Raw genomic sequence first — 22,684 nt, 5'->3', positions numbered from 1 at the left:
TCGTGCTTTCCGGCGGCGCCGGCAGGAATGTTTTTCCGCCCATCACCGGCTACCGAGCGCCCGCGCCCCTCAGCAGCACGTTGAGCCCGATCGCCATCACCTTGGCCGATTCGACCATGTCTGATATCCCCACCCATTCGTCGGGCCTGTGGGCGAGGTCGAGAATGCCCGGGCCATAGGCGATGCAGTCGTAGATGTGGCCGATGCGGGCAATGTGCTTCTGGTCGTAGGTGCCGGGCGAGATCACGTAGTCGGGCTCGCGGTCGAATATCTCCATGATGCCCTGCGCCACCGCCTTGACCACCGGCGCATCGCGCTCGGTCATCAGCGGCAGCACCTCCATGAGATCGCGGATCTCGTAGTCGAATTTCTTGCGCTCGCGCTTCAGCCGGTCGAGGATATCGCTCACCTCGCTCTTGACCGTGCCAAGGTCCTCTTCGAGCAGGAAGCGGCGGTCGATGGTCAGCCGGCAGGAATCGGGGACATTGGGCGAGGGCAGGCTGGGCCGGAAATCCTCGGTCTGGCCGCCATGGATCGAGTTGATGTTCATGGTCGAGCGCTTTGCCCCGTCGGGCACGACCGGCATGCGCGTGACCTTGCGGTCGAGCGCCGGGAACAGCTCGTCCTCGAAAGCCCTTAGCACGGCGCCCATATGGCGCACCGCATTGTCGCCGAGGAACGGCATCGAGCCGTGCGCGATCTCGCCCTTGGTCTCGATCTCCGCCCACCAGACGCCGCGATGGCCAAGGCAGATGCGATCCTTGTTCAACGGCTCGGGGATGATGACGTGGTCGACCTTCGGCGTGGAGAAATAGCCGAGCCTGGCCAGATGGGCGACGCCGCCGAAGCCGCCGGACTCCTCGTCGACCGTGCCCGAAATCTCGATGGCGCCGGGAAAGTCGGGGAACACCTCCATGAAGGCTTCGGCGGCGATGATCGAGGAGGCCAGGCCGCCCTTCATGTCGCAGGCGCCGCGGCCATAGACCTTGCCATCCCTGACGATGCCGGCGAAGGGATCGAGGCTCCAGCCGTCGCCGGCTTCGACCACGTCGATATGCGAGTTGAAATGCACGCAGGCGCCGGGCGAGCGGCCATCGAAGCGGGCGACGACGTTGACGCGCGGGTAGCGGTCGGTGTCGCCGGGCGTGCCTTCGGCGCGGATGAATTCGACTTCGAAACCGCGCTTTTTCAGCCGCGATCCGACGTATTCGGCGCATGGCCGATAGGCCTCGCCGGGCGGGTTGATAGTCGGAAAGCGGATCAGGTCCGCGGTCAGCGCGACCAGGTCGTCGACCCGATCATCGACCGCTTTCAGCAGGAGTTCTTTCATTCGACGAATTGAGCAGCCAACGGTGCGTTTTGGCAAGCCTGTTGGCGGGTCGCGCCCTAGTTATGTGGTTACATGTCGCCACGGCAACTATCGCGGGAAATCGTTCAAATTCGCTGCTTTGGATTGGTGAATTCGTCAGAGGTGTGTGGTTACCTCATTCACTTGCGATTAAAGGATGAAGAATAGCGTGAAGGCAGGCAGGCAAGGGCAATCAAAGGGGTTTGATCGCATGAAAAAGACCGTTCTCATGGCAGCGGCACTGGCAACGATGCTGTTCGGTTCTTCGGTCGAGGGCTGGGCAGCCAAGCTGGTTGCAAGGATCGATGTGTCATCGCAGACGATGACTGTAAGATACGGCCGGGCGGTCTACCGATGGCGCGTATCCACGGCGCGCAAAGGCTATATCACGCCGCGCGGCAGCTACCGGCCGCAACGAACGGCACGGATGTGGTATTCGCGCAAATACGACATGTCGCCGATGCCTCATTCGGTGTTCTACCGCGGCGGCTATGCCATCCATGGCACCGGCGCAGTAAAATCTCTCGGGCGCCCAGCGTCGCATGGCTGCGTGCGACTGCACCCGTCCAATGCCGCCGCCTTCTATTCGATGGTGCGGCAAGCCGGCTTCCGCAACACGCGGATCGTGGTGACCAACTAGAGCGCGGAAAACACGCCGATCGCCCCGACCAGAACTAGACTTAGCGCCCAGATCACATCTAGATCAAACCAGCTTTTCGAAAGAAACCTTAATCCCAGCCACCGATAGACGCCGAAGGCCAAAGCGCCGCCCGCAGTGATCATCGCGCCGGTGTGGACCGCTGCCACGCCGATCGAGAGCGCTGCAGTTCGTGCAATGAGGGCGGTCGCGGCACGGTGCCCGGCATCCGTTTCAACGACGCCGCACAGGCCGAGGTAGATCGGCACCAGCATCAGGCCGGCGCCATGCGCGACGGCGACGAGAAAGGACCAGAGCGCCAGTCGCGACGGCGGCACGCGCGCCAGAAATCTAGGATGCCGCCGGTTGAAGAGCAGCCAGACTCCGAGCGCGACGACAATTAGACCTGCGCCAACGCGGATCTCGGTTTGCCAATCAACCAGCATGGTCATCAGCGCGAAGGGCAAGAGGACCACCGTCATGGCGACAAGATGCCCGAACGCCAGCGCCAGAAGTGCGCCCGGCAGCGCATAGGCTCGCCGTTCCATCAGGGCGGCCGAAACAGCAAGCGGCCAGCCCATACCCGGGTTTACGCCATGGTAAATCCCGCTGGCGACCACAGCAAACCAGAGGCCGGCTGTGGTCGAAAGGAGTTCGGGCGACACCTAGGCCGATGGGTAGCAGAAACTGTCGGTAGAGCAGTCGCCGCCTTCAAGTCGGATCTGGTGCGTTCGATAGCCTTTGGGGAACTCGACGAAGAAGTTGGTGTCGAGCGTCAGGCCACCATTGGCGCCAACATCGGCCTTCACCATCGCCCCGCCGCGCTCACCGGGATAGAACTGATCGTCCCAGGTCGAATAGAGCGAATTGGTCCAATAGACACGCTTGCCGTCGCGGCTAATCTCGACCATCTGTGGCCCATAGCCGAAGACCTTGCCACAGGGGTGCTTGGTCTTCTTGACGATCCCACCCAGTTCGACCTTGCCCGCCAGAACCGGCTTCATCGGGTCGCTGACATCGTATTGATGCATTTCACCCGTACCCCAACAAGCCACATAGAGATATTTGTCGTCGAGGCTGAGGTCGATGTCGGTGACCAGCGGGGGCACCGCCGAGAAACCCTTCAAAAGATCCGGCAGATCGTCGGCATTGGCCGGTTGAGGCGGGATGACCGCCGTCTTCTTGGCCTGGAACTTGCCATCCGCGTCGCGCCACCAAGTCCAGATCGAGCCTTCGAGATTGGTGGTATCGACTACAACGCCGCAGAAGCCGTATTGCTGGACTGGATCATGCGCCGGGCGGATTTCAAGCGCCATTTGGTGATTGGCGCCCAGATCGATCGTCTGAATGTTCTTACGCGCACGCAGATCCCAGAAATGCATGCGGTGGCCGTACTTGTTGGACAGTAGATCCTCAGGGACGATGCCGTTTTCGAACTGCGGCGGCAGGGCCCATTCGGAACTGACCATGTAGTCGCGCGGCAGGTTCCACCAGAAATCGTAGTGCTTGTCCTGGGCGCCACGATCTATCTCATAGCGGCCAATGACATCGAAGGTCTGGCAATCCATGATGAAAATGCCCGGAGGACCGTCGGTACCGTCCTTGCCGCCGCCGCCGAGGGTCGAGACATAAATGCCCTCGGGTCCGCAGTGGATCGTATGCGGGCGGGAATAGCCCGTCTTGGCAAAGACTTCTGCGGGTTCGATGATCTTGTGAATCTTGGCGGCTGTCGGCCCGCCCTTCACATCAATTATGTAGATGCGCGACGAACGAATGCCCGGAATGATCAGATAACGACGCTCCAAAAAGGCGTGGCCAGTCAGTGGTGATAGCGCCGAAGAACACGCATTCCAGCCGAAGTGATGAAACTCATCGCCCTTATTTGGCATGATCACGGTGTGGACGATCTTGCCGAAATCCGGCGAATTTGGATCGACATTCACCACAGCCAAACCGTCGGGTTGCGAGAAGTCCGGGCTAAGCATCAACGTGTAGGCCAGAGTTTCCGGCGGCCCTTCCATAGCCAGCCTAGGTGACGGATAGAATGTGGGGTCTGGTCGCAGATTCATCGCGGTATCCTCCCTACGCGTTTGTGAAACATTTTTTGGTGCTCTCCGTGTCGCTCCCTTTTGAAATGCGGCCCAGGTAGGGATCACAATACACCAAGTCTCCTCGTCTGTCTGACACCGCGTCGCGCTAGCACTATTTACGTGGGCAGACTTTGGGCAGAATATACGGGGTGGGAGGGAGCATTCGGAATCCTGAATAAATGCGCCCGAACGGCTTCCGACCGTTGGTTGCAAGGGAGGATAATCATGAAACGTATTTTCTCGCTCGCGGCATGTGCCGCGGCGTTATCGCTCGGCGTATCGAACGCCTACGCACAATCGGGCGGCGTCGACAAGGCGGTCGGCGGCTACAGCTTCGAAGAAGCCGCAAAGGAGGCCCCCGGTACCAAGGACTTCCATTCGGCCGATGGTCACCTCACATTCGCTATCGTGACACACACTGCCGGCAATGGCTTCTTCGATCCGGTCTACGTCGGCGCGACCGTCGCCGGCAACCTGATCGGCGCCAAGGTCCTGCTGCTCGGCTCGGAATCGCCGACTGACGACCCTGCCCGCGAGATCGAAATCCTGAACCAGATCGTGCAGGATCCGACGATCGACGGGCTGATCATGACAACGCCCCAGGTCGGCGCCTACAACGACATCGTCAAGGCCGCCGAGGCGAAGGGCATACCGGTCGCTACGACCAATTCCTTTGACGGCACGATCCTCAACCGCAGCGGCATCGGCCACACCGGCCAGGACGCCTCCGCTGCCGCAATCGCCGGCGAGGCGCTCGTCAAGTGCCTCGCGGACAAGGGTATAGAGAAGGGTTCGATCGTCCTGCCGTCGTCGACCGCAATGGGCAACATCGAGGTGAACAACCGCGTCACTTCGGCTTTCAACGCCATCGTCAAGGGCCTGAAGGATGCCGGCAAGCTTGATGCCTTCAAGGTCGACGCGGGTCCGGAGAACACCGGCATAGACACCAATCCGAATGACCCGGTGAACGGCATCGTGACGCTGTTCGAATCGCGCGGCGATGTCGTAGGCGCGTTCGCCGGCAACAACGTGTTCACGCCGGCGCTTGCCAAGGCCGTCGCTCAGACCGGAATGACCGGCAAGATCTGCGCCTACGGTTTCGACCTCGGCCCGGCCCAGCAGGACGCGATGAAGAGCGGCGATCTGACCGGCGCGCTGGGGCAGCAGCCCTTCTTGCAGGGCTTCTGGCCGGTCATGCAGCTCTATCTGGAGATCGACCGCGGCATCGCGGCGGCCAACCTCGACACACGCGCCCAACTGGTGACGAAGGAGACCGTCGAGGATGTCGGCAAGCGCTTCGAGAACTGAGTCCACTCGGAACGTCTGAAATCATTGCGGGAGAGCGCAGGCTCTCCCGCAATGCGGCAGCAGGAAATCGACCAGAAGAGACCATGGCGCTTACCGCGACCACATCGCTCGGCCGTGCGCCGTCCCAGATTGTCGGCGGCTGGGAGGTGGGGCTCGTTGCCTTGCTTTTGCTGCTCTATCTCGGCGGCGCTCTCGTCAATCCCGCGTTCTTCGGCTCAACAGGAGCGTTTCACTCGCTGCTCCGCGACACCTCGCGGGTTGCCATCATCGCGGTCGGAGTGACCTTCGTCATCGTCAACAAGGACCTCGATCTTTCGGTCGGTTCAACTTACGGCCTAGTCGCCGTCGTCTTTGCCAGGCTGTTCGCGCCGAACTTCCTTGACCTCGGCGTCGTCACGTCGGCGATCCTCTGCCTGCTGCTCGGCACGCTGATCGGGCTGATCAACGGCGTGCTCGTCACCATCCTGAAGGTGCCGGCGTTCATCGCCACGCTGACCGTCCTCTTCATCGGCCGCGGCTTCGTGCTGGCGCTCACTCACGGCCAGGCGATCTACTACCCTGCCAAGGCGACCGGCTATCCGGGTTTTTTTCACCTCGGCGAGACCAACCTCCTCGGCTTCAACAACCAGATCGTGATCTTCCTCGTTGTCGCCGTGATCGGCGCCTATGTGCTTGCCAAGACGCGCTGGGGCTACGAGACCTTCGCCACCGGCGGCAACGAGCAGGCGGCGTCCTATGCCGGCATCCCGACCAACTGGGTGCGCATCCGAGCCTTCCTGATCTCCTCGCTCTGCGCGGCGCTGGCCGGCTTGATGTCAGCTGCGCAGGACAAGGGCGTGACGCCGCTCTACGGCGTCAGCGGTGAGCTGACCGTCATTGCCGCCGTGATCATCGGCGGCGCCTCGATCCTCGGCGGCCGCGGCCGGGTCGCCGGATCCTGCCTTGGCGCCCTGCTGGTGGTGCTGCTCGACAAGGTATTGCGCGAGGGCTGGCCGATCACGCGCACCATCAAGATCGGCGACGAGGAGATCACGGTCAACGCCGTTTTCTCGCTGCCGGTCGGCGCGGTGCCGGTGTTCCTCGGGCTGCTGCTCGTCATCGCGGTGCTCATCGAGCCCTATCTCATCCGCCGCCAGGTGGCAGGGCGCCTCTGGGCCTGGCTCCGCGGCCGGCCGCCGCCACCGGCCTACGAGATCGGCGGCATTGCGATCGAGGGGGTGCAGACCAAGGGCGCGATGGCGACCGACATGGCGCTGTCGGCCACCGGGTTCGGCAAGTTCCTCGCCCGGCGCGACGCGCTCGCCGTCATCCTGACCGCGCTCCTGTGGCTGACCGGCCTCGCGCTCCGGCCGGACTACTGGTGGAACCTATCCAACAGCTTCGCTATCTTGCTCAACTACACCGAGCTTGCGCTGATCACCATCGGGCTCACCTACGTCATCGCCGCCGGCGATATCGACCTCTCCGTCGGGGCGGTGCTTGCCCTCGCCGGCAGCACAGCCGCCTATTTCCTCAAGGTCCTCGGCGCCGACCCCGTGACCGCCGTGGCGATGGGCCTGCTGGCGGGCATGTGCGCCGGCCTCGTCAACGCGATCGTCACCGTCGGCTTGAAGCTGCCGGCCTTCATCGCCACGCTCGGCATGTTCTACATCGCCCGGGGCCTCGCCGCCTGGTTCGTCGCCGGGCAGCAGCTCACCGGCTGGCCCGAGGGCTACAACCTGCTTGGCCGCAAGGTGAATGACATCCTGCTGCACTACCGCATCTCGCTGCCGGACGGGCTGCTGCGCTCGATCGCCGAGGTGGTGAGCGTCCAGACCATCTGGATGCTGTTGGTCGCCCTTATTGCCGGCGTCGTGCTCGCCTACATGCCGTTCGGGCAGAAGGTCTATGCGACCGGCGGCAACATTCGCGCCGCCGCTTATGCCGGGATCAACACCAACCGGGTGCGGTTCCTCGCGCTCATGCTGGCGGCGCTCTGCGCGACAATGGCCGGGATCATCAACGTCGCCTACTTCCGCAGCTTCAACCCGGTAGCCGGCCAGTTCCGCGAGCTCGACGCCATCGCTTCGGTGATCATCGGCGGCGGTTCGATCTTCGGCGGCTACGGCACCGTGATCGGGGCGCTCGCCGGGGCGGCGGTGATCACCCTGATCCGGGCGCTGCTGCAGCTCAACGTCCAAGGCTTTACCATGCCGCAGCACTGGATCAACGTCTTCATCGGTGGCATCCTGATCGTGGCGGTGCTGATCGACATCTGGGTGCGCCAGGCCAACATCTTCGGCCGCCTGCGGGCGCGCCTCGCGCGGCGCACAAGAACGGCGGAAACCACCCATGCGTGACGCGACCAGGCCCGCACCGATCGTAGAAATGCGGGGCATCGAAAAAGCCTTCGGTGCGGTGCAGGCGCTCCGCAACGTCGACCTCGTGCTCTATCCAGGCGAGATCCTGGGCCTCGTCGGCGACAACTCGGCCGGCAAGTCGACGCTGATGAAGATCCTGACCGGCGCCTACCAGCGCGACTCGGGCGGCGAGATCTTCGTCGCCGGGCAGCCGGTGCACTTCAAGAGCCCGCACGAAAGCCGCGACGCCGGCATCGAGATGATCTACCAGGATTTCGCTCTTTGCGGGAATATGGATGTCGGTCAGAATATCTTTCTTGGCCGTTGGCCGCGCAGGGGCCTTTTCGTCAATCGGCGGAAAATGTACGCGGAAGCCGACAGTGTGCTGAAGCGGCTCAAGGTCGACGTGAACTCCGTCTATCAAAAGGTCGAGAGCCTTTCGGGCGGCCGCCAGCAATCGGTGGCTATTGCCCGCGCTATCTCCTTTCAGCCGCGCGTGGTGATACTCGACGAGCCGACCGCCAATCTCTCGGTGATGGCGACCGAGCGGTTGCTCGAAACCATGCTGGAACTGAAAAAGCAGGGCGTTGCCCAGATCATCATCTCCCACCGCCTCGTTGACATCTTCGCTGTGGGCGACCGCGTGATGGTGCTTAAGCGCGGCGAGAACGTGGGCGATCGCTACATCAAAAACACCGACGAGCATGAGGTCCTGGAGATCATCGTCTCCGGCACGCGAGAGCATGCACTTACGGCCGATGAGGCAATGCTTTGACCGAGTCCTGGCGTCGCAGAAATGCGGCTAAAACCACCCGCTCTAAGTCCATCGAGATTGTGGCCCGAGATGGCGAAGGGACCGGTGTTGGCTGCGCTTTCTCGCCGTTGCGCCGCGATCACCACCCGAAGGTCGCAATGATTGCGCTCAACGGGCGCCGAACCATTCGATGAGGATGTCAATCAGCGCACGCACCTTTCTGGGCGCAATCCCGCCAGTGGCCGCACCACATAGATCCCCGCCTCTGGCGAGGGATAATCCGCCATCACTTGTCTCAATGTACCCTCCGCGATCGGCACGTCGGTAAGGAAGTCGGGCAGCGCAGCAATGCCCAGCCCAGCCAAGAATGCGGCGGTTCAGAATAAAAGCGCTCTGTAGTGATCCTTCGCGCCCCCCTCTGTCCGGCAGGACAGAGGGGGGCGCTGTCCGGGCGCTGTCCCTCCGCGATCAAAGGTTCTGCACCGCAGCAGCGCGAGGGCTGGCGGCAGCGGCGAGCAGGGCTGAGCCCGCCAGCAGGGCGGCGGCGAGCAGGAAGGCGCTCCACCAGCCGGCAGTGTCGAACAGCATGCCGCCCGCGGAAGCGCCGCCGGCGATGGCGAACTGGATCAATGCGACCTGCAGCCCGCCTCCAGCTTCAAGATCGTCGGGAATGATCTGAGCCATCCATGTACCCCACGCCGCCGGAATCGGGGTGTTGAACAGCCCCCAAAGAACCAGAAGCGAAGCCGTGGCCCAAAGCACCGGTCCCACTGCGATCAGGAGCAGGGAGAGGAGCGCAAGCGCGCTCGGCAGCCCGATCAGCACGGCAGTGAGGTTTCGCCGGAGAACAAAGCCGGCGATGGAAAGTCCCGCCAGGCCTCCTAGGCCGAGGCCCAGGAGCACCAGCGACAGGACGTTCACGTCGAGGCCGGTGACGCTTTCAAGGAATGGGCGCAGATAGATCGACAGCGAATTCATTCCCATGAATGCGAGTCCAGTTGCGGCCATCCCGATGGTGAATGTCCGATTGCGCAGCAGACGGAACGTGCTGGATACCGAAACGGCCTCCATTGGCGGCATCTTCGGCAGAACGGCCAGTTGCCAGACGAGCGCCGCGACGCCGACCGCGACTGTGACGAAGAAGGTGCCCCGCCACCCGATCAATTCGCCGAGGAAGCTGCCGAGCGGTGCGGCGATGACGATCGCCAATGCGGTTCCGCCCTGCAGCAGGGCGATCGCCTTGGGCAGGTCGGAGCCTGAGGCCAGGCGCGCCAAAATGGCCGTGGAGAGCGACCCCAAGCCGCCGATCGCGATCCCGACCAGGGCCCGTCCGGCCAGAAACACCAGGAAGTTGGGAGCGAGGGCAACAGCCAAACTCGATGCGACCAGCACTGCCGTGTACAGCAGGACGACCGTTCTCCGGTCGAACCTGGCCAGCAGCGCGTTGCCGAACAGGCTGGTGATCACGGCAAAGAGCCCCGACACGGCGATCGCCTGTCCGGCCTGGCCTTCCGAGATGGCCAGGTCCTGCGCAATCGGAGTCAACAGGCTCACCGGCATGAACTCCAGGCCGACGAGGAGAAAGGTCAAAAGCGAGAGGCAGGTGACGGCGGCCCATGGCGTTACCGGCCCTTCAGCCGCCAGCGTGTCATCCAGTGTCAGTTCGATAGCCATTTCGTGCGCTCCTGTCCGTCGACAGACTAGGTAGCCGGGCTGGTCTTGTCAGACTAGCAGCTATAATCTGCATGTCGTAGTGAACGGAGCTCACCAATGCCGCGTGACGAGTTCAGTGAGATGCGAGCCTTCCTTGAGGTCGCTCGGGAGCGCAGTTTTACGCGAGCGGCGACCAAATTGGGTGTTACCCGATCGGCCCTCAGCCATACGATCAGGGCAATGGAGGAACGGCTTGGCGTCCGTCTGCTCTCTCGCACGACCCGCGATGTGGCGCCCACGGCGGCCGGAGAACGCCTCGTCGAAAGCATCGAGCCGCATTTCGAAAGCATTGCCGCCGGGATCAGCGCGATCAGGGCCCTGCGCGGCCAGCCCGCGGGCCAGATCCGTATCGTGTGCCCCGATGATGCCGTCAATCTGGTCTTTCGCCCCAGGCTGCCAGCGTTCCTGCGAGACTACCCGGACATCAACGTGGAGCTCATTGTCGACAACGGCTTCACCAACATCGTCGAGCGTCAGTTCGATGCCGGTGTTCGACTTGGCGAGGCAATCGCCCGCGACATGGTGGCCGTTCGCATTGGTCCCGATGTCGGCTATGCCGTCGTCGGCTCACCCGATTATTTCGCTCGTCGGGCCGCGCCGAAAAGCCCTCAGGACTTGACCGACCACAACTGCATCAACCTGCGGCTTCCCAGCTCAGGCGCGTTATATGCCTGGGAATTCAGGAAGAACGGACGCGAGTTCAGCGTCCGTGTGGACGGCCAGCTGACCCTGAACAATATCGCGCCGGCGCTTGACGCGGCCCTCGACGGCATTGGTTTGGTCTATGCACCGAAGGATCTTGTTCAGCCCTATGTTGTGAGTGGTCGGCTCGAGGAAGTCCTTGCCGACTGGTGCCCGACCTTCCAGGGCTATCATCTCTACTACCCCAGCCGGCGCAATCAAACGCCGGCGTTTGCGGCCTTTGTCGCGGCTTTCCGGTACCAGTCTCAATAGACCTTCTCGACCCGCCCCAAGATCGCAGATCAGGATGCGGGCTCGATCGGCACCGGAGCCAAGGTGCGCCGCCACTCTCCCGGCGCCAGCAATCGGGACGAGACCGCCGCACGGACGGCCCGTCCTGGCTCGGGAACGTGCCCATCGGACCGTTCGCGTCGAGGAGCGCGAGGCGAAGGGCTCACGCGGCCCGTTCGGCCGTAAGGGTGCCCTCGAATTTGTTGAGGTTCGTCGAAGTGAAGCCGGAGCAGGCAGCGTCGGCGCCAGCGTCCTCAAATTCGATGGCGAAGGCGAGCGTCGGCGCATCGAGGGCAGTCTCCGAGGGGCTGTAAACAGGGCCGAACAATGCGCGCTGTGGACTGGACGGGTCGACGCTGGCGATGCGTGCCGCCGGCGCTTCACCAAGCAGCCGCAACATCGCCTGCGTAACGGCGACGACGCCGAACACGTTGGTCTCGAACACTGCGCGTCCCTCGTCGAGGGACGCCGCATGCGAGATGCCCTGCTTTCCCGCATCGGAAGTGCCTGCATTGTTCACCAGGACGTCGAGGCGACCGAACTCGTTACGGATGCGCTTTGCCGCGGCGGCAATCGAGGCCTGTTTCGTGACATCGAGTTGGACGGCGCGGGCATCCGCGCCGATGCTCTTTGCAGCCGTCTCCGCATGCTCGAGCTTGCGCGACCCTACGAGCACGGTGAGGCCGTGCGTCGCCAGATCCCTGGCGATCTGGAGGCCGATTCCCTTGTTGGCCGCAGTGACCAGGGCAATAGGTTTGACCCGCATGGTGATCTCCTCTTTTTGCATTGACGTGTAGGCAACGGCGCCATGCTGTGCTAATTTTCCCAATCGGAACTGCATTCCGTTTTATACGGAACATCGTTCCGTTTATCAAGTGGAAAAATCATGGACGACAAATCGGAGGAGCGGGGTGGTGGCTTGGAGCCCGTAAACTCGACGGATCGGCGCGTGCGTGCGGACGCGCAACGCAACTCCAAGGCGCTGCTCGAAGCAGCAATGGCAGTGTTTGCGGCTTCGGGGGTCGATGCTCCGGTGCGAGAGATCGCCGATAAGGCCGGCGTTGGCGTGGGTACGCTTTATCGGCATTTTCCGCAGCGTTCGGACCTGATCGTGGCGGTCTTCCGTAACGAAGTGGATGCCTGCGCAAATGCTGCATCTGCCATTGCCGCCGAATATGAACCCGGCGAAGCGCTCGCCCGATGGATGCAGCGTTACGTGGACTTTATCGCTGCCAAGCGTGGACTCGCCGCGGCCTTCTCCTCCGGCGATCCGGCATATGAGTCCTTGCCGCTGTATTTTCTTGAGAAACTTCGGCCCGCGCTGCAGACCTTGCTGGATGCCGCGACCGAAGCGGGCGACGTTCGCTCGGACGTTGATGCGAAAGAACTATTGTTCGCGATTGCCAGGCTCTGCTCACCAGACCGCTATGGCGGAGGCCCCGACCAGGCACGACGGATGGTTGGCTTGCTGGTGGATGGGCTTCGCTATGGCGCCCCTTCGGTTGGCTGATTGGACTTGCCAGGACAGGCCACCGAGTGATCGGTGACTAAACAAAAACCCGCCTCGGCAACCGGGCGGGGTCGGTGGCGCAATTAGAACATTGCCAACAATAGCATAATTGCTGTCACTTACTTCTACTCAGGCGGCTTCGCCGCGGTTCCTCGCCCGCTTGTGCTTCCCGCGCGGGCCGCTGATTTCCCATCTTTTGTGGAACCACATCCATTGGCCGGGATCCTCGCGCACCCAGCGCTCGACCACGTCGTTGAGCAGCTGGGTGGTGCCATGGACGTCGACACTGCCGCCGGCGGTGCGCGGCAAGATCAGTTTGTCCTCGATCTCGAGCCGGAAGCGGTTGCCCGGCAGGCGCACGCAGCGCGCCGGATAGACATCGCAGTCATAGTGTCGCGCCAGGGTGCCCAGAACCCGGTTGCTCTCGCATGGGCGGCCGAAAAAAGTCGTTTCGAGCCCGCTCGAGAATTTCTGGTCGACGAGCACGCCGATATTGCCGCCTTTCTCCAGGATGGCCGCCAGCGCGAACGAAGCGCCGGTCGCGGAGGGCAGGAGCGAGCCCATGGTCGAGCGGCGCGTCGAGAGGATGTAGTCGGCAAGGTAGGGGTTGTTGGGCGGACGAAACAGCGCCGTGATGTTCATGCCGAAAGTGGCTGCCGCCACCGGAAGCAGCTCGAAATTGCCGAGATGCCCGGTGAAGATGATATGCGGTTTTTGCTCGCCGGCGATTTGCACGAAGTGCTCGACCCCCTTGACCTCGATGCGGCCCGGTTTTGTCGCGGCGGGATCGTAGTCGAACAGGGCATCGAGAAAGACGTATTCCGCGGCAAGGCGAGCCATGTTGCCCCACATGTCGGAGGCGATGGCCTGGATCTCCTTGTCGCTCTTTTCCGGATAAGCCTTGCGCAGATTGGCGATGGCGACGTTATGGCGCCCCACCCAAGGGCCAATTCGGCGGGCGGCGCGGTCGGCGAAATTGAGCGCGCTGTCGACCGGCAGCAGACGCAGCAGCCAAATCATCGTCATCGCGAGGCGCGCAAGCAGCCAGTAGTTGAACTGGCGCAGCCGCCTGCCGTGGCGGAACGCCAGGTCCCGGCGGAGCTTCTTGAAGGCGTTGCCGACCATTCCTAGACCATGATGTTTTCAGACAGCAGCATCATGGTCTAGCCGACGCGCAGGATGATCTTGCCGAACACGTCGCGGCCTTCCATGCGCTTCAGCGCGGCGTCGATGCCGTCGAAGCCGACTTCGGTGTCGATAACCGGAGAAACCAGCCCCGCCGCCATTTTCTGCATGGCGTCGGCCATGTTTTGCATGCGGCAGCCGAACGAGCCGAGCAGCTTCAGCTGCTGCTGGAACAATTGCATCAGGTTGATCTGCGTCGATACGCCCGAGGTTGAGCCGCAGGTCACCAGGCGGCCGCCGCGTTTCAGGCACAGCATCGAGGCGGCAAAGGTGTCGGCGCCGACATGCTCGAAGACGACGTCGACGCCCTTCTTCTTCGTCAGCTTGCGCACGACGCCTTCGAAACGGTCGTCGCGGTAGTTGATGACGTGATCGGCGCCAAGCGCCTTCGCCTTGTCGATCTTGTCGTTCGAGCCAACCGTGGTGAGCACGGTGCAGCCCATCTTCTTCGCCAGCTGGATCGCGGCGGAGCCGATTCCCGAGCCGCCGGCATGGATCAGGATGGTTTCGCCGGCCTGCAGCCTGGCATTGTCGAACAGCATGTGCTCGACCGTGCCGAAGGTGACGGGCGCGACGGAGGCGCCGACGTCGGTCACGCCAGGCGGGGCAGGGACCAGCAGGCGCGCCGGCAGGTTTATCTTCTCTTGCGCAAAGCCGTCGAGATGGAAGCCGTGAACGCCCGAAACATGCTCGCAGAGGTTGTCGCGGCCTTCGCGGCAGGCGCGGCAAAGCCCGCAGGTGCGCGCGCCGTAGATCGATACAAGCTGCCCCGGCACAAGGCTGGAGACGCCGGGGCCGACCGCCTCGACCTCGCCCGAGGCTTCAGCGCCCACGACCAGCGGCAGCTTGCGCTTGGCGAAGGCCATGCCGCGCCAGCCCCAGACGTCGATATGATTGAGCGCCACGGCCTTGATGCGCAGCGTCACTTCGCCCAGCGCAGGCTGCGGCGGAAGCGGCAGGTCCACCGTTTCAAGGCGGCGGTCCTCGATAAGTTGCAATGCGCGCATGGAGCCTGTCGGTTCTGTTGGCGAAGAACGGTCGCTTAGACTGGTTCCCGCGCCATGACAAGGCAGGTGTTCTGGCCGCCGAAGCCGAAGGAGTTCGACAGCACCGTGCCGACCTCGGCGTTGCGCTTCTGGTTCGGCACCACGTCGAGCACGATCGCCGGATCGGGATTGTCGTAATTGATGGTCGGCGGGATAACGCTTTCGCGCATGGTCATCAGCGAAAACGCCGCCTCGACGGCGCCGGCGGCCGACAGCGTGTGGCCGATCATCGACTTGTTCGACGAGATCGGCATCGAGCCGATCCGCTCGCCGAACACGGTCGACAGCGACAAATGCTCCATCTTGTCGTTTTCCGGCGTCGAGGTGCCATGGGCATTGACATAATCGATCTCGTCCTCGCCCAAGCCGGCATCGGCGAGCGCGGCGCGAACCGCCGCGATCGCCGGCGAGCCGTCCGGCTTCGAGCGGGTGCGGTGGAAATCGTCGGCCTTCTCGCCGCAGCCGCGCAGGATGCCGAGGATGTTTGCACCACGGGCGAGTGCCGCCTCCAGCGATTCCAATACCAGCGCGCCAGAACCCTCGGCGAGGACAAAACCGTCGCGATCCCTGGAAAACGGTTTTGACGCCTTTTCGGGGATGTCGTTGTGGGTGGAGAGTGCGGAAAGCAGCGAGAAACGGATCAGCGCCTCGGCGGTCGCCGAGCCGTCGGCGCCGATCGACAGCGCCCGGTCGCATTCGCCGCGGCGGATCGCCTCGACGCCGAGCTGGATCGAGGTGGCGCCAGAGGCGCAGGCTGTCGACAGCGTGATCGGCAGGCCGCGCGTGCCAAAACGGTCGGCGAGCCGGTCGGCGATCGAACCGAATTGGGTGGTCTCGAAAACATCGAGCCCCTTCAAGCCGCGCGCCACGCGAAGCAGCCGTTCGGCGCCGATGTCATGCTTGTCGGAATTGTACAGCGAAAAGCGCTCGCTCCAGTCGAGCTCGACCGGCGGCGAGGCGAGGAAAAGCGGCCCGCCGAAATCGCCCGAATCGAGGCCGGCTTCGGCCACGGCTTCCTGCGCGGCTATCTCGGCGAGGTCGTAGGTAAGAAGGGAAGCGCCCTTGGAGCTCGACGGCAGGAAATCGACCGTGCCGGAGATGCGGGTGTTCAGATGGTCGACCGGAAAGCGGGTTATCGGATGGATGCCGGACGTGCCCGCGGTGAGCGCTGCCCAATTGTCGGCCTTGCCGACGCCCAGCGACGTCACCACGCCGATGCCGGTGACGGCAACGATCGGCCTGCCCATGTGGTCGTTCAGATTGGCCATGTTTTTGTCCCAAAACCCTCTAGGCGGCGTTGACCAACGCCATGCCCTCGAATTGGTGATAGCCGATCGCCGTTGCAAGCACGGTCCTGGGAATGCCGTTGAACGGCTTCTCGGTGGCGGCGTCAAAAGCGGGGTAGGCGGCCTTGCGTTCGACAGCCAATGCAGCCAGCGCCACGGCGAAGGGAAACTGCGCTTCCTTCATGTGGCCGGTCAGCGTCGAAAAACCGCGTGCGGCAATCGCCGGATTGGCGTCGAGCGCCGATTTCTCGGCAGCAGTCGCGGCATGGGCACCCGAAGCGCCTGAAATCGTCAGTAGCTCGCCGTTCGGCAATGCCGCCTGGCTGAGCAGCGCGGCAATCTCGGCATGGAGCTCGCCCTGCCGGCGTATGGCGCGTCCGGATACGACCGGGCCGAGTTCGGCATAGATCTTTCGCCCGCGGCTGATCGCGTGCTCGCGCTGTTCCAGGACGAGAAACGCACCGCCCGATCCAGTCACCACGCCGCCGCCGTCCAGGCCCTGTCTCTGCCAGACCGGTCTCCAGGGGCCGCGATGCAAGTAGCCGGCCAGCTCATAGCCAAGCAGCATGTCGGAATGTTCGGTCTGGAATGCGCCGCCGACCAGGATATGCGTCGATTGGCCGGAGCGGATGCGCGCGGCGGCTGTCTCGACAGCGGCGACGCCGGCACCTTCCTCGCCCATGAAAGTGCGCGACGAGCCGGTCACCTTGTGGACGATCGAGATGTTGCCGGCGAGCAGGTTGGAAAGCTGTGCCAGAAACAGCGTCGGCCGCAATTCGGTGGTCAGTTTCTCGTTGAGCAGCACGTCGCGGTCGTTGCGGCTTTCCGAAGCGGCGAGAATGTCGGCGTCGACCGCCTCGTCGCGCTCGCCGCCGCCGGCAGCCACCACCATGTCCATCGTCGTGCAGAGATCGTCATTGCCCTTGATGCCGGCGTCGTCCAGCGCCATGCCGGCGGCGTAGGTGCCGAGCCGCTGCCAGGTTTCCATCTGCCGCTGGTCGCCGCGCTTGGCGATCTGCAGGTTCCAGTCGATCTCCGGCAGCGGGTGGACGGTGTAGGGCGAGAAGCGGGCGGCTTCGAGCACCGGCTCCAGGCCGGGCTGGACGAGCTTGCGCCAATGCGCATCCGGACCTTCTCCCAGCGAAGAGACAAGGCCGATGCCTGATATGACGACGTCGTGGGAGCTCATGGGCGAGGGTTCATGGGGCGGCTGTTGTGGGTCAGGCTAGAAGACAAGCCATTTCAGGCGTTCTTTGCCATGACCAGGGCGTCGATCTTGGCGCACAGGTTCTTCATGACGAAGTAATCGTCGGTCGAGGCCTTGCCGTCATTGACCTCCTGCGTCCACTTTTCCAGCGGCACCTTGATGCCGAATTCCTTGTCGATGGCAAAGACGATGTCGAGGAAGTCGAGGCTGTCGATGCCGAGATCGTCGATGGTATGGCTTTCAGGGGTGATCGTGTCGATATCGATCTCACTGGTATCGGCGATGATCTTGGCGACTTTGTCGAACGTGGTGGACAAGGGCTTTTCCTTCGGTTGCGGGCGGAATCTGTCCGCTTGTGTTTGCGCGCTGTCTAATCGGTTTTTCCGGACAGGAAAAGGCCTGAACGCCGGCCGCAGATGGGATACCCACTCCGTAAACGCAAGAAGAGTCGTTGGCGACCCTCCCGGCGATATGCCGCAACCATCCCATCTCTGGTCATTGCATGTACCAGTGTACCATGGTACGGAAATCCTATGACCACCATCGAACGCGTGCAGACCGGGGTTCGCCTGGAAAAACGATTGGTGAAGGTGCTCAAGGCCTTGGCCGAGCATCGCGACATGAGCCTGGGTGAACTCATCGAAGGCATCGTGCTGCATGCGTTCGAAGGCCAGACGCCGTTTTCCCCGACGACCCTGGAAACAATCGGCCAATTGAAGCGCATCTACGGAATGGAGCTGGGCGCAGCGGACAGCCACCGTCTGGTGGAAATCGCCGGGGAGGGGGATGACCAACCATCTTGAGCGCAGCCACAGCATCGTGCTTTCGGGGCCGATCGACCGCGTCTTTCCGCTGTTCACGCCGACTGGGGAGACCCTGTGGGTGGACGGCTGGGATCCGGAGTTTCTGCATCCACAAGACGGGGAGACGCGCCAGGGCATGGTCTTCAGGACCGCTCACGGTGATGAGACCACGCTCTGGGCCTGCACGGACTGGGACCCCGTGGCGCATCGCATCCGCTATGTCCGGGTGACGCCGGATACGCGTTTCGGATTTGTCGAGGTGGCCTGCCGCCCGACCGCTGACGGAGGCACGGAGGCGTCGATTGCCTACACGTTCACTGCCCTGAACACGGCAGGAACATCGTATCTGTCCGAACTGACGGAGGAGGCATTCGCGCAGATGATCGAGGGATGGAAGCTCCGTATTGATGCGCGGCTGCAAGTGTGAAATCTAACGCCAGGTGCCTTAAACTAACTGCCGCTAAGGGTGGAACTTTACCCTTCGCTTCGTCTCCCGGAACAGCGCCGCGCCACCATAACGGCAATGTCGAAACCTGCGTCGTCAAAAGGCAATGCCTCCACCCCACCTTTAACGAAGCTCGCCTGCGGAACCGCCGCCGCCGCTTCCCCATTGGCATCTGCCGCCGGATCGATGCCGCTCAGGTCAGCGCCCTCGGCAACAAGCTGCCCTGCAAAGCCGCCGGTACCGCAGCCGATGTCAAGAAGCCTAAGCCCGGCGATCGACGATCGCACCGATCTGACAACTGCCAACGGACTGTTTACGAACTGCATAGCGTGTTTCCTTTCGGGTCCGACGATAAGGAAGAGCCTCTGGCAGGAAGCACATTCACCCACCTATTGCAGCAAGCTCGGGGCGCATTTCCTCTAGGGTCATTCCCATCCCCAACAACACGGAAACCAGGATCCGCAGCTTGGGTCCGGCGAGATCGCCGGCAAAGACTGCCCCGGCTTTCTCCAGATCCTTGCCACCGCCATTGCCATAAATCGGCGAGACGCGACCTTCGCCACATCGCGACGCCACGAATACCGGAACGCCGTCGGCGATGATGTCTCCAACGGCCGCTGCGACGGCGGGCGTCGCGTTTCCCCTGCCGAAGCCTTCGAGCACGATCGCCCGCGAGCCGCTTGCCGCCGCATGGCGGATCACGCGGTCATCGGAGCCAAGCACCATGCGTATGAGATCCACCCTCGGTTCGATCGCGCTCGCCGCAAAAGTTTTCCGAAGGATAGGTCGGCGCGATACGCTTACAGCGGCGCCGTCGATTTCGCCGAGCTTGCCGTGGTTTCGCGAGACAAATGCGTCGACCCGGGACGTATGAGCCTTTGTGACGTCACGCGCGGCGTGGAAGTGTTGTTCCAGGAGCACAACCGCACCGAGAGCCCTCGCCAACGGCGATGCCGCAAGCCGGACGGCGTCGGTGACATTGCGCGGTCCGTCGCTGGCTGAATCATCGGCGCTGCGCTGTGCGCCAGTAAACACCACTGGCTTTTCATTCGCTAAAAGCAAATCCGCGAGGTAGGCGCTTTCCTCCATCGTATCGGTACCATGGGTGACCACCACGCCGATGCAATCGTCTTCAACAAGGTGCAAGTTGATCCGCTGAGCCAGACCAAACGCCATTGGCAGCGTCATTGCGCAACTGACGATATTCATGAAGTCGTCAACTCTAATGTCGACGCCGGGAGGAATGTCTTGAATCGTGCCCCGAAGTTTTTCGCCGTCGATGGTCGATACGACACGATCTTCAGCATCAACATGCCGCGAAGCTATGGTACCTCCGGTGGTAATTAGCCAGATACACGCCATGCGGCCTGCTTTCGGACGGGGGGTTGATGGTCGGCTAGAACGTAGCTGATTGAATTTCAAATGAACACAGAAGTTCAGGGATATCCTGTTCCCTATTGGGAACATCTCATTGGGTCAGACTTGCCGAAGGTCATCTCAATGGGAAGCGCAAAGAAGGGTCGACCTGAGCTCTTGCGCGAAGGGCAGCTTTTGAGAAGCGCCACAGATGTCAGCAAATGGCGCGTCCCGTGGTTCAAATACCAGAACGCCCGAGATGAGCGTCGAACGACTGGCTGGGGTGGTGAGCCGACTTTCAGTCGCACGGCTGAACGGCTCAATGCCAGAACGCGACGCCGGCAGGGAATGGCTCGTCAATGGAGTTGCGCACGCGCGATTCTTTGCGTCATACTGCGTAGGCACGCGGAGAAGGGGCCGGCATCATGCAAGACGACGAGAGCAGTCCTCGGCGCCGTTTCCGCGATGTCATCACGAGCGAAGAGCAATTGCGAGCGGTTTTGGGGGTCCCCACAGACCGAGCAGTTGCCAAGGTCGTTCGAGTAATTGACGAACATGCTCGCCGCTTCATTGCTCATGCGCCTTTTGTGTTCGTAGCGTCCGCCGGCGCCGATGGCATGCTCGACGTCTCGCCAAAGGGTGATCCCGCCGGCTTCGTCAAGGTGCTGGACGAGAGAACTCTCGCCATTCCAGACCGCCCCGGCAATCGTCGACTCGATACTTTCCGTAACGTCCTGAGCAACCCGAATGTCGGCCTGATTTTCGTAATCCCCGGTGTGACCTACACCCTTCGCGTGGCCGGCAAGGCGCTCATCGTCCGCGATGCGGAGCTGCGTGAGGCCATGGCTGTCAACCGTAAGCTCCCTGAGCACATACTCGTCATCGAGATCTCGCACGTACTTTCTCATTGCCCGAAGTGCATGGTCCGCTCGGGCTTGTGGCAGCCGGATGCGTGGCCTGATACCAGCAACCTTCCCTCGTTTGCGGAGATGTTGGTCGCCCACGGCAAACTCGCGGAGACGGTTGAGGAGATGCAAACGATCGACACGGGTAATCGCGACCGGCTCTACTAACTTGATGAACCACGGTTGCCGGCTTCATGCTGACGCGGCGTGCTACTCTGCCAACAGAGGGGATCATGCAGATTATCGATCATAACCTTCAGCCGACAGAAGAGTGGCGTCCCGGCGTGTCGACCAGAATGCGCGTTTCTGCGGTCACCGAGGCAGCCACGCTGTGCATATTCGAACAGTGGGTCGCACCAGGAAGTGGCACACGTACTCACACCCATCCCGTCGAGGAAGTCTTGACCGTGCTGGAAGGCCAAGCCGAGCTGTGGTTGGATGATGAACGAGAAACAGTATCGACGGGACAATCAGTCATCGTGCCGGCCGGCCGCTGGCATGGCTTTCGCAATACCGGAAGCGCGACATTGCACATGCAGGCCATACTGGCCGCGCCAACCTTCGAGGCCTCTTTCGAGGGGCAGCCGGAAGTGACGAGGCATTGGGCTACCGCAAAAGCGTAACACCCGCCATCTTGACGACGGGTCCCGCGCCTGGCTCCAATCTGATCCGTGGATCGTGTACTGCGACGAGACGTCGGGATCGGGGATCAGCGGACATGGGCGAGGAGGCCTTGGCAGAGATCTCAACCCGGTATCTTCGCTTCGCCGACACGGAAGCTCGCAGTCGCTCACCGCTCTATGAGGAGTTGGCTCGTGCTGTCGCAGGGGACCGCGAGACACTCGGCTTCCTGTCGACCCTCCCGGACGTGAAGCGGCAACCGAATCTTCTGCTTGCCGTGGTGCGTCACCTGTTCGGCACACCGACAGGGTGGACCGAGTTTCGCCAGGCGCTTCTGGCGCACCCCGAGCTTGTCCGCTCGCTCATGCTCGAGCGCTCGACGCAAACCAACGAGCCGGGAAGGTGCGCCACACTGCTGCCCGTCCTGGCGCGCCTGCCGCAGCCGCTGGCCCTCCTGGAGGTCGGGACTTCCGCAGGGCTCTGCCTTATGCCCGACCTCTACAGCTACGACTACGGGCGCATGGTGCTCCGCACACCCGTCACGGCCTCGGAACCGCCTGTCTTCCGATGCTCAGCCAGCGAGACAACGCCATTGCCGACGGCCCCGCCGCATGTCGTCTGGCGAGCGGGATTGGACCTGAGCCCGATCGATGTTTCAAACCCCTCGCAAGTCGCATGGCTTGAGACGCTGGTCTGGCCGGAGCAGACGGCGCGGCTTGCCAATCTGCGGGCGGCCCTAATGATCGCTGCCACAGTCAAGCCTCGGGTGGTGAAGGGCGACCTGCGCGGGAGCGACCTCGTGCGGCTCTGCAGCGAAGCGCCAAAGGACGCTACCCTCGTTGTCTTTCACACAGCCGTCCTCGACTATGTCTCCGATCCGGCAGACAGAGAGGCCTTCGCAGAACAGGTGATGCGTCTTTCTCCGTATTGGGTATCGAACGAGTTCCCGCGCGTATTCCCGTCCATCGCCACACGCGCCGGAAAAAGCTGGCCGCCGGGCCGCTTCCTCCTATCTGTGAACGGCTCCCCTGTCGCTTGGACCGACCCGCATGGCGCCTCGCTCGAGTGGATCACGGACGTAAATTCGGCCGAGGCCGAACGAACGAGCTTCCGCTAGGGGTCGGAACCGGTATTCCGTTTAGGGACCAGGCGTTAAATT

General features: G+C 62.6%; 23 protein-coding genes. 11 read left to right on the top strand and 12 right to left on the bottom strand.

What is annotated here, in order from left to right; genetic code table 11:
- Positions 1-49: 49 nt before the first annotated feature.
- Positions 50-1,330: an acetylornithine deacetylase/succinyl-diaminopimelate desuccinylase family protein gene (locus AC0L2K_RS22270; protein ID WP_473532333.1), complete on the bottom strand. Its 1,281-nt coding sequence runs from the start codon at positions 1,328-1,330 to the stop codon at positions 50-52.
- 229 nt (positions 1,331-1,559) lie between these two features.
- Between AC0L2K_RS22270 and AC0L2K_RS22265 the strand changes: the two genes are divergently transcribed.
- Positions 1,560-1,988, top strand: coding sequence for a L,D-transpeptidase (locus tag AC0L2K_RS22265; RefSeq protein WP_023802989.1), 429 nt, complete (start codon positions 1,560-1,562; stop codon positions 1,986-1,988).
- Here AC0L2K_RS22265 and AC0L2K_RS22260 read toward each other — a convergent pair.
- Together AC0L2K_RS22260 and AC0L2K_RS22255 are read right to left on the bottom strand one after the other, a co-directional pair.
- Positions 1,985-2,650, bottom strand: coding sequence for a hypothetical protein (locus AC0L2K_RS22260; protein ID WP_031256579.1), 666 nt, complete (start codon positions 2,648-2,650; stop codon positions 1,985-1,987). The genes AC0L2K_RS22265 and AC0L2K_RS22260 overlap by 4 nt on opposite strands.
- Positions 2,651-4,054: a selenium-binding protein SBP56-related protein gene (locus tag AC0L2K_RS22255; protein WP_128176814.1), complete on the bottom strand. Its 1,404-nt coding sequence runs from the start codon at positions 4,052-4,054 to the stop codon at positions 2,651-2,653.
- A gap of 246 nt (positions 4,055-4,300) precedes the next feature.
- Here AC0L2K_RS22255 and AC0L2K_RS22250 point away from each other — a divergent pair, with 246 nt between their 5' ends.
- From AC0L2K_RS22250 to AC0L2K_RS22240, 3 genes are all read left to right on the top strand, one after another.
- Positions 4,301-5,383 (top strand): substrate-binding domain-containing protein, encoded by a 1,083-nt coding sequence (locus tag AC0L2K_RS22250; protein WP_128182840.1) that lies wholly within the window; start codon positions 4,301-4,303, stop codon positions 5,381-5,383.
- 83 nt (positions 5,384-5,466) lie between these two features.
- The gene (locus AC0L2K_RS22245; RefSeq protein WP_473532332.1) at positions 5,467-7,722 is read left to right on the top strand and encodes an ABC transporter permease; all 2,256 of its coding nucleotides are present in this window, start codon (positions 5,467-5,469) and stop codon (positions 7,720-7,722) included.
- A complete protein-coding gene (locus tag AC0L2K_RS22240) occupies positions 7,715-8,497 on the top strand; it encodes an ATP-binding cassette domain-containing protein (protein WP_473532331.1) in 783 nt (260 codons plus the stop codon). The genes AC0L2K_RS22245 and AC0L2K_RS22240 overlap by 8 nt, the downstream gene beginning before the upstream one ends.
- 447 nt (positions 8,498-8,944) lie before the next feature.
- On the opposite strand, the gene AC0L2K_RS22235 is transcribed toward AC0L2K_RS22240, so the two are convergent.
- Positions 8,945-10,150 carry an MFS transporter gene (locus AC0L2K_RS22235; protein WP_473532330.1) on the bottom strand — a complete coding sequence of 402 codons (1,206 nt, stop codon included), beginning with the start codon at positions 10,148-10,150 and terminating at the stop codon, positions 8,945-8,947.
- A 96-nt stretch (positions 10,151-10,246) separates the two neighbouring features.
- Here AC0L2K_RS22235 and AC0L2K_RS22230 point away from each other — a divergent pair, with 96 nt between their 5' ends.
- Positions 10,247-11,143 (top strand): LysR family transcriptional regulator, encoded by an 897-nt coding sequence (locus tag AC0L2K_RS22230; RefSeq protein WP_473532329.1) that lies wholly within the window; start codon positions 10,247-10,249, stop codon positions 11,141-11,143.
- Between the two features lie 181 nt (positions 11,144-11,324).
- On the opposite strand, the gene AC0L2K_RS22225 is transcribed toward AC0L2K_RS22230, so the two are convergent.
- Complete coding sequence (locus AC0L2K_RS22225; RefSeq protein ID WP_287229149.1) at positions 11,325-11,927, bottom strand: SDR family NAD(P)-dependent oxidoreductase; 603 nt, start codon at positions 11,925-11,927, stop codon at positions 11,325-11,327.
- Between the two features lie 120 nt (positions 11,928-12,047).
- On the opposite strand from AC0L2K_RS22225, the gene AC0L2K_RS22220 reads away from it, so the two are divergent.
- Positions 12,048-12,671, top strand: coding sequence for a TetR/AcrR family transcriptional regulator (locus tag AC0L2K_RS22220; protein WP_236377152.1), 624 nt, complete (start codon positions 12,048-12,050; stop codon positions 12,669-12,671).
- 129 nt (positions 12,672-12,800) lie between these two features.
- Here AC0L2K_RS22220 and AC0L2K_RS22215 read toward each other — a convergent pair whose 3' ends face one another.
- From AC0L2K_RS22215 to AC0L2K_RS22195, 5 genes are read right to left on the bottom strand one after another with little or no spacing between them, the layout of a single operon-like run.
- The gene (locus tag AC0L2K_RS22215) at positions 12,801-13,796 is read right to left on the bottom strand and encodes a lipid A biosynthesis lauroyl acyltransferase (protein WP_473532328.1); all 996 of its coding nucleotides are present in this window, start codon (positions 13,794-13,796) and stop codon (positions 12,801-12,803) included.
- Between the two features lie 38 nt (positions 13,797-13,834).
- Positions 13,835-14,863, bottom strand: coding sequence for a zinc-binding dehydrogenase (locus AC0L2K_RS22210; RefSeq protein WP_473532327.1), 1,029 nt, complete (start codon positions 14,861-14,863; stop codon positions 13,835-13,837).
- Between the two features lie 35 nt (positions 14,864-14,898).
- The gene (locus AC0L2K_RS22205) at positions 14,899-16,170 is read right to left on the bottom strand and encodes a beta-ketoacyl-ACP synthase (protein WP_236386415.1); all 1,272 of its coding nucleotides are present in this window, start codon (positions 16,168-16,170) and stop codon (positions 14,899-14,901) included.
- A 19-nt stretch (positions 16,171-16,189) separates the two neighbouring features.
- Positions 16,190-17,377, bottom strand: coding sequence for a beta-ketoacyl-ACP synthase (locus AC0L2K_RS22200; RefSeq protein ID WP_473532326.1), 1,188 nt, complete (start codon positions 17,375-17,377; stop codon positions 16,190-16,192).
- Positions 17,378-17,430: 53 nt separating this feature from the next.
- The gene (locus AC0L2K_RS22195) at positions 17,431-17,712 is read right to left on the bottom strand and encodes an acyl carrier protein (protein WP_023802974.1); all 282 of its coding nucleotides are present in this window, start codon (positions 17,710-17,712) and stop codon (positions 17,431-17,433) included.
- Positions 17,713-17,928: 216 nt separating this feature from the next.
- Here AC0L2K_RS22195 and AC0L2K_RS22190 point away from each other — a divergent pair, with 216 nt between their 5' ends.
- Together AC0L2K_RS22190 and AC0L2K_RS22185 are read left to right on the top strand one after the other, a co-directional pair.
- Positions 17,929-18,198: a hypothetical protein gene (locus AC0L2K_RS22190; RefSeq protein WP_287257844.1), complete on the top strand. Its 270-nt coding sequence runs from the start codon at positions 17,929-17,931 to the stop codon at positions 18,196-18,198.
- Entirely contained in the window at positions 18,182-18,625 is a 444-nt protein-coding gene (locus AC0L2K_RS22185) for a hypothetical protein (protein WP_473532325.1), read from the top strand. Before AC0L2K_RS22190 ends, AC0L2K_RS22185 begins: the two co-directional genes overlap by 17 nt.
- 47 nt (positions 18,626-18,672) lie before the next feature.
- On the opposite strand, the gene AC0L2K_RS22180 is transcribed toward AC0L2K_RS22185, so the two are convergent.
- The gene (locus tag AC0L2K_RS22180) at positions 18,673-18,969 is read right to left on the bottom strand and encodes a class I SAM-dependent methyltransferase (RefSeq protein WP_473532324.1); all 297 of its coding nucleotides are present in this window, start codon (positions 18,967-18,969) and stop codon (positions 18,673-18,675) included.
- A gap of 55 nt (positions 18,970-19,024) precedes the next feature.
- Positions 19,025-20,005 carry an asparaginase gene (locus AC0L2K_RS22175; RefSeq protein WP_473532323.1) on the bottom strand — a complete coding sequence of 327 codons (981 nt, stop codon included), beginning with the start codon at positions 20,003-20,005 and terminating at the stop codon, positions 19,025-19,027.
- A gap of 419 nt (positions 20,006-20,424) precedes the next feature.
- On the opposite strand from AC0L2K_RS22175, the gene AC0L2K_RS22170 reads away from it, so the two are divergent.
- The 3 genes from AC0L2K_RS22170 (at position 20,425) to AC0L2K_RS22160 (ending at position 22,642) form a co-directional block, all read left to right on the top strand.
- A complete protein-coding gene (locus AC0L2K_RS22170) occupies positions 20,425-21,072 on the top strand; it encodes an MSMEG_1061 family FMN-dependent PPOX-type flavoprotein (RefSeq protein WP_473532322.1) in 648 nt (215 codons plus the stop codon).
- 65 nt (positions 21,073-21,137) lie between these two features.
- Positions 21,138-21,527, top strand: coding sequence for a cupin domain-containing protein (locus AC0L2K_RS22165; RefSeq protein WP_287257850.1), 390 nt, complete (start codon positions 21,138-21,140; stop codon positions 21,525-21,527).
- 95 nt (positions 21,528-21,622) lie between these two features.
- Positions 21,623-22,642, top strand: a complete 1,020-nt coding sequence (locus AC0L2K_RS22160; RefSeq protein WP_473532321.1) for a DUF2332 domain-containing protein — start codon at positions 21,623-21,625, stop codon at positions 22,640-22,642.
- Positions 22,643-22,684 lie beyond the last annotated feature (42 nt).

Source organism: Mesorhizobium sp. WSM4817, assembly GCF_055811135.1.
The sequence above is the reverse complement of the archived record's forward strand: the minus strand, read 5'-3'. Positions and strand labels throughout refer to the sequence as shown.

Bases quoted from the DNA above. Each gene is read 5' to 3' on its own strand.
- AC0L2K_RS22185 (WP_473532325.1), top strand. From the start codon at position 18,182: ATGACCAACCATCTTGAGCGCAGCCACAGCATCGTGCTTTCGGGGCCG.
- AC0L2K_RS22220 (WP_236377152.1), top strand. From the start codon at position 12,048: ATGGACGACAAATCGGAGGAGCGGGGTGGTGGCTTGGAGCCCGTAAAC.
- AC0L2K_RS22180 (WP_473532324.1), bottom strand. From the start codon at position 18,969: ATGCAGTTCGTAAACAGTCCGTTGGCAGTTGTCAGATCGGTGCGATCG.
- AC0L2K_RS22170 (WP_473532322.1), top strand. From the start codon at position 20,425: ATGCAAGACGACGAGAGCAGTCCTCGGCGCCGTTTCCGCGATGTCATC.
- AC0L2K_RS22210 (WP_473532327.1), bottom strand. From the start codon at position 14,863: ATGCGCGCATTGCAACTTATCGAGGACCGCCGCCTTGAAACGGTGGAC.
- AC0L2K_RS22215 (WP_473532328.1), bottom strand. From the start codon at position 13,796: ATGGTCGGCAACGCCTTCAAGAAGCTCCGCCGGGACCTGGCGTTCCGC.
- AC0L2K_RS22245 (WP_473532332.1), top strand. From the start codon at position 5,467: ATGGCGCTTACCGCGACCACATCGCTCGGCCGTGCGCCGTCCCAGATT.
- AC0L2K_RS22160 (WP_473532321.1), top strand. From the start codon at position 21,623: ATGGGCGAGGAGGCCTTGGCAGAGATCTCAACCCGGTATCTTCGCTTC.
- AC0L2K_RS22200 (WP_473532326.1), bottom strand. From the start codon at position 17,377: ATGAGCTCCCACGACGTCGTCATATCAGGCATCGGCCTTGTCTCTTCG.
- AC0L2K_RS22165 (WP_287257850.1), top strand. From the start codon at position 21,138: ATGCAGATTATCGATCATAACCTTCAGCCGACAGAAGAGTGGCGTCCC.
- AC0L2K_RS22230 (WP_473532329.1), top strand. From the start codon at position 10,247: ATGCCGCGTGACGAGTTCAGTGAGATGCGAGCCTTCCTTGAGGTCGCT.
- AC0L2K_RS22190 (WP_287257844.1), top strand. From the start codon at position 17,929: ATGACCACCATCGAACGCGTGCAGACCGGGGTTCGCCTGGAAAAACGA.
- AC0L2K_RS22205 (WP_236386415.1), bottom strand. From the start codon at position 16,170: ATGGCCAATCTGAACGACCACATGGGCAGGCCGATCGTTGCCGTCACC.
- AC0L2K_RS22265 (WP_023802989.1), top strand. From the start codon at position 1,560: ATGAAAAAGACCGTTCTCATGGCAGCGGCACTGGCAACGATGCTGTTC.
- AC0L2K_RS22250 (WP_128182840.1), top strand. From the start codon at position 4,301: ATGAAACGTATTTTCTCGCTCGCGGCATGTGCCGCGGCGTTATCGCTC.
- AC0L2K_RS22255 (WP_128176814.1), bottom strand. From the start codon at position 4,054: ATGAATCTGCGACCAGACCCCACATTCTATCCGTCACCTAGGCTGGCT.
- AC0L2K_RS22240 (WP_473532331.1), top strand. From the start codon at position 7,715: ATGCGTGACGCGACCAGGCCCGCACCGATCGTAGAAATGCGGGGCATC.
- AC0L2K_RS22175 (WP_473532323.1), bottom strand. From the start codon at position 20,005: ATGGCGTGTATCTGGCTAATTACCACCGGAGGTACCATAGCTTCGCGG.
- AC0L2K_RS22235 (WP_473532330.1), bottom strand. From the start codon at position 10,150: ATGGCTATCGAACTGACACTGGATGACACGCTGGCGGCTGAAGGGCCG.
- AC0L2K_RS22225 (WP_287229149.1), bottom strand. From the start codon at position 11,927: ATGCGGGTCAAACCTATTGCCCTGGTCACTGCGGCCAACAAGGGAATC.
- AC0L2K_RS22270 (WP_473532333.1), bottom strand. From the start codon at position 1,330: ATGAAAGAACTCCTGCTGAAAGCGGTCGATGATCGGGTCGACGACCTG.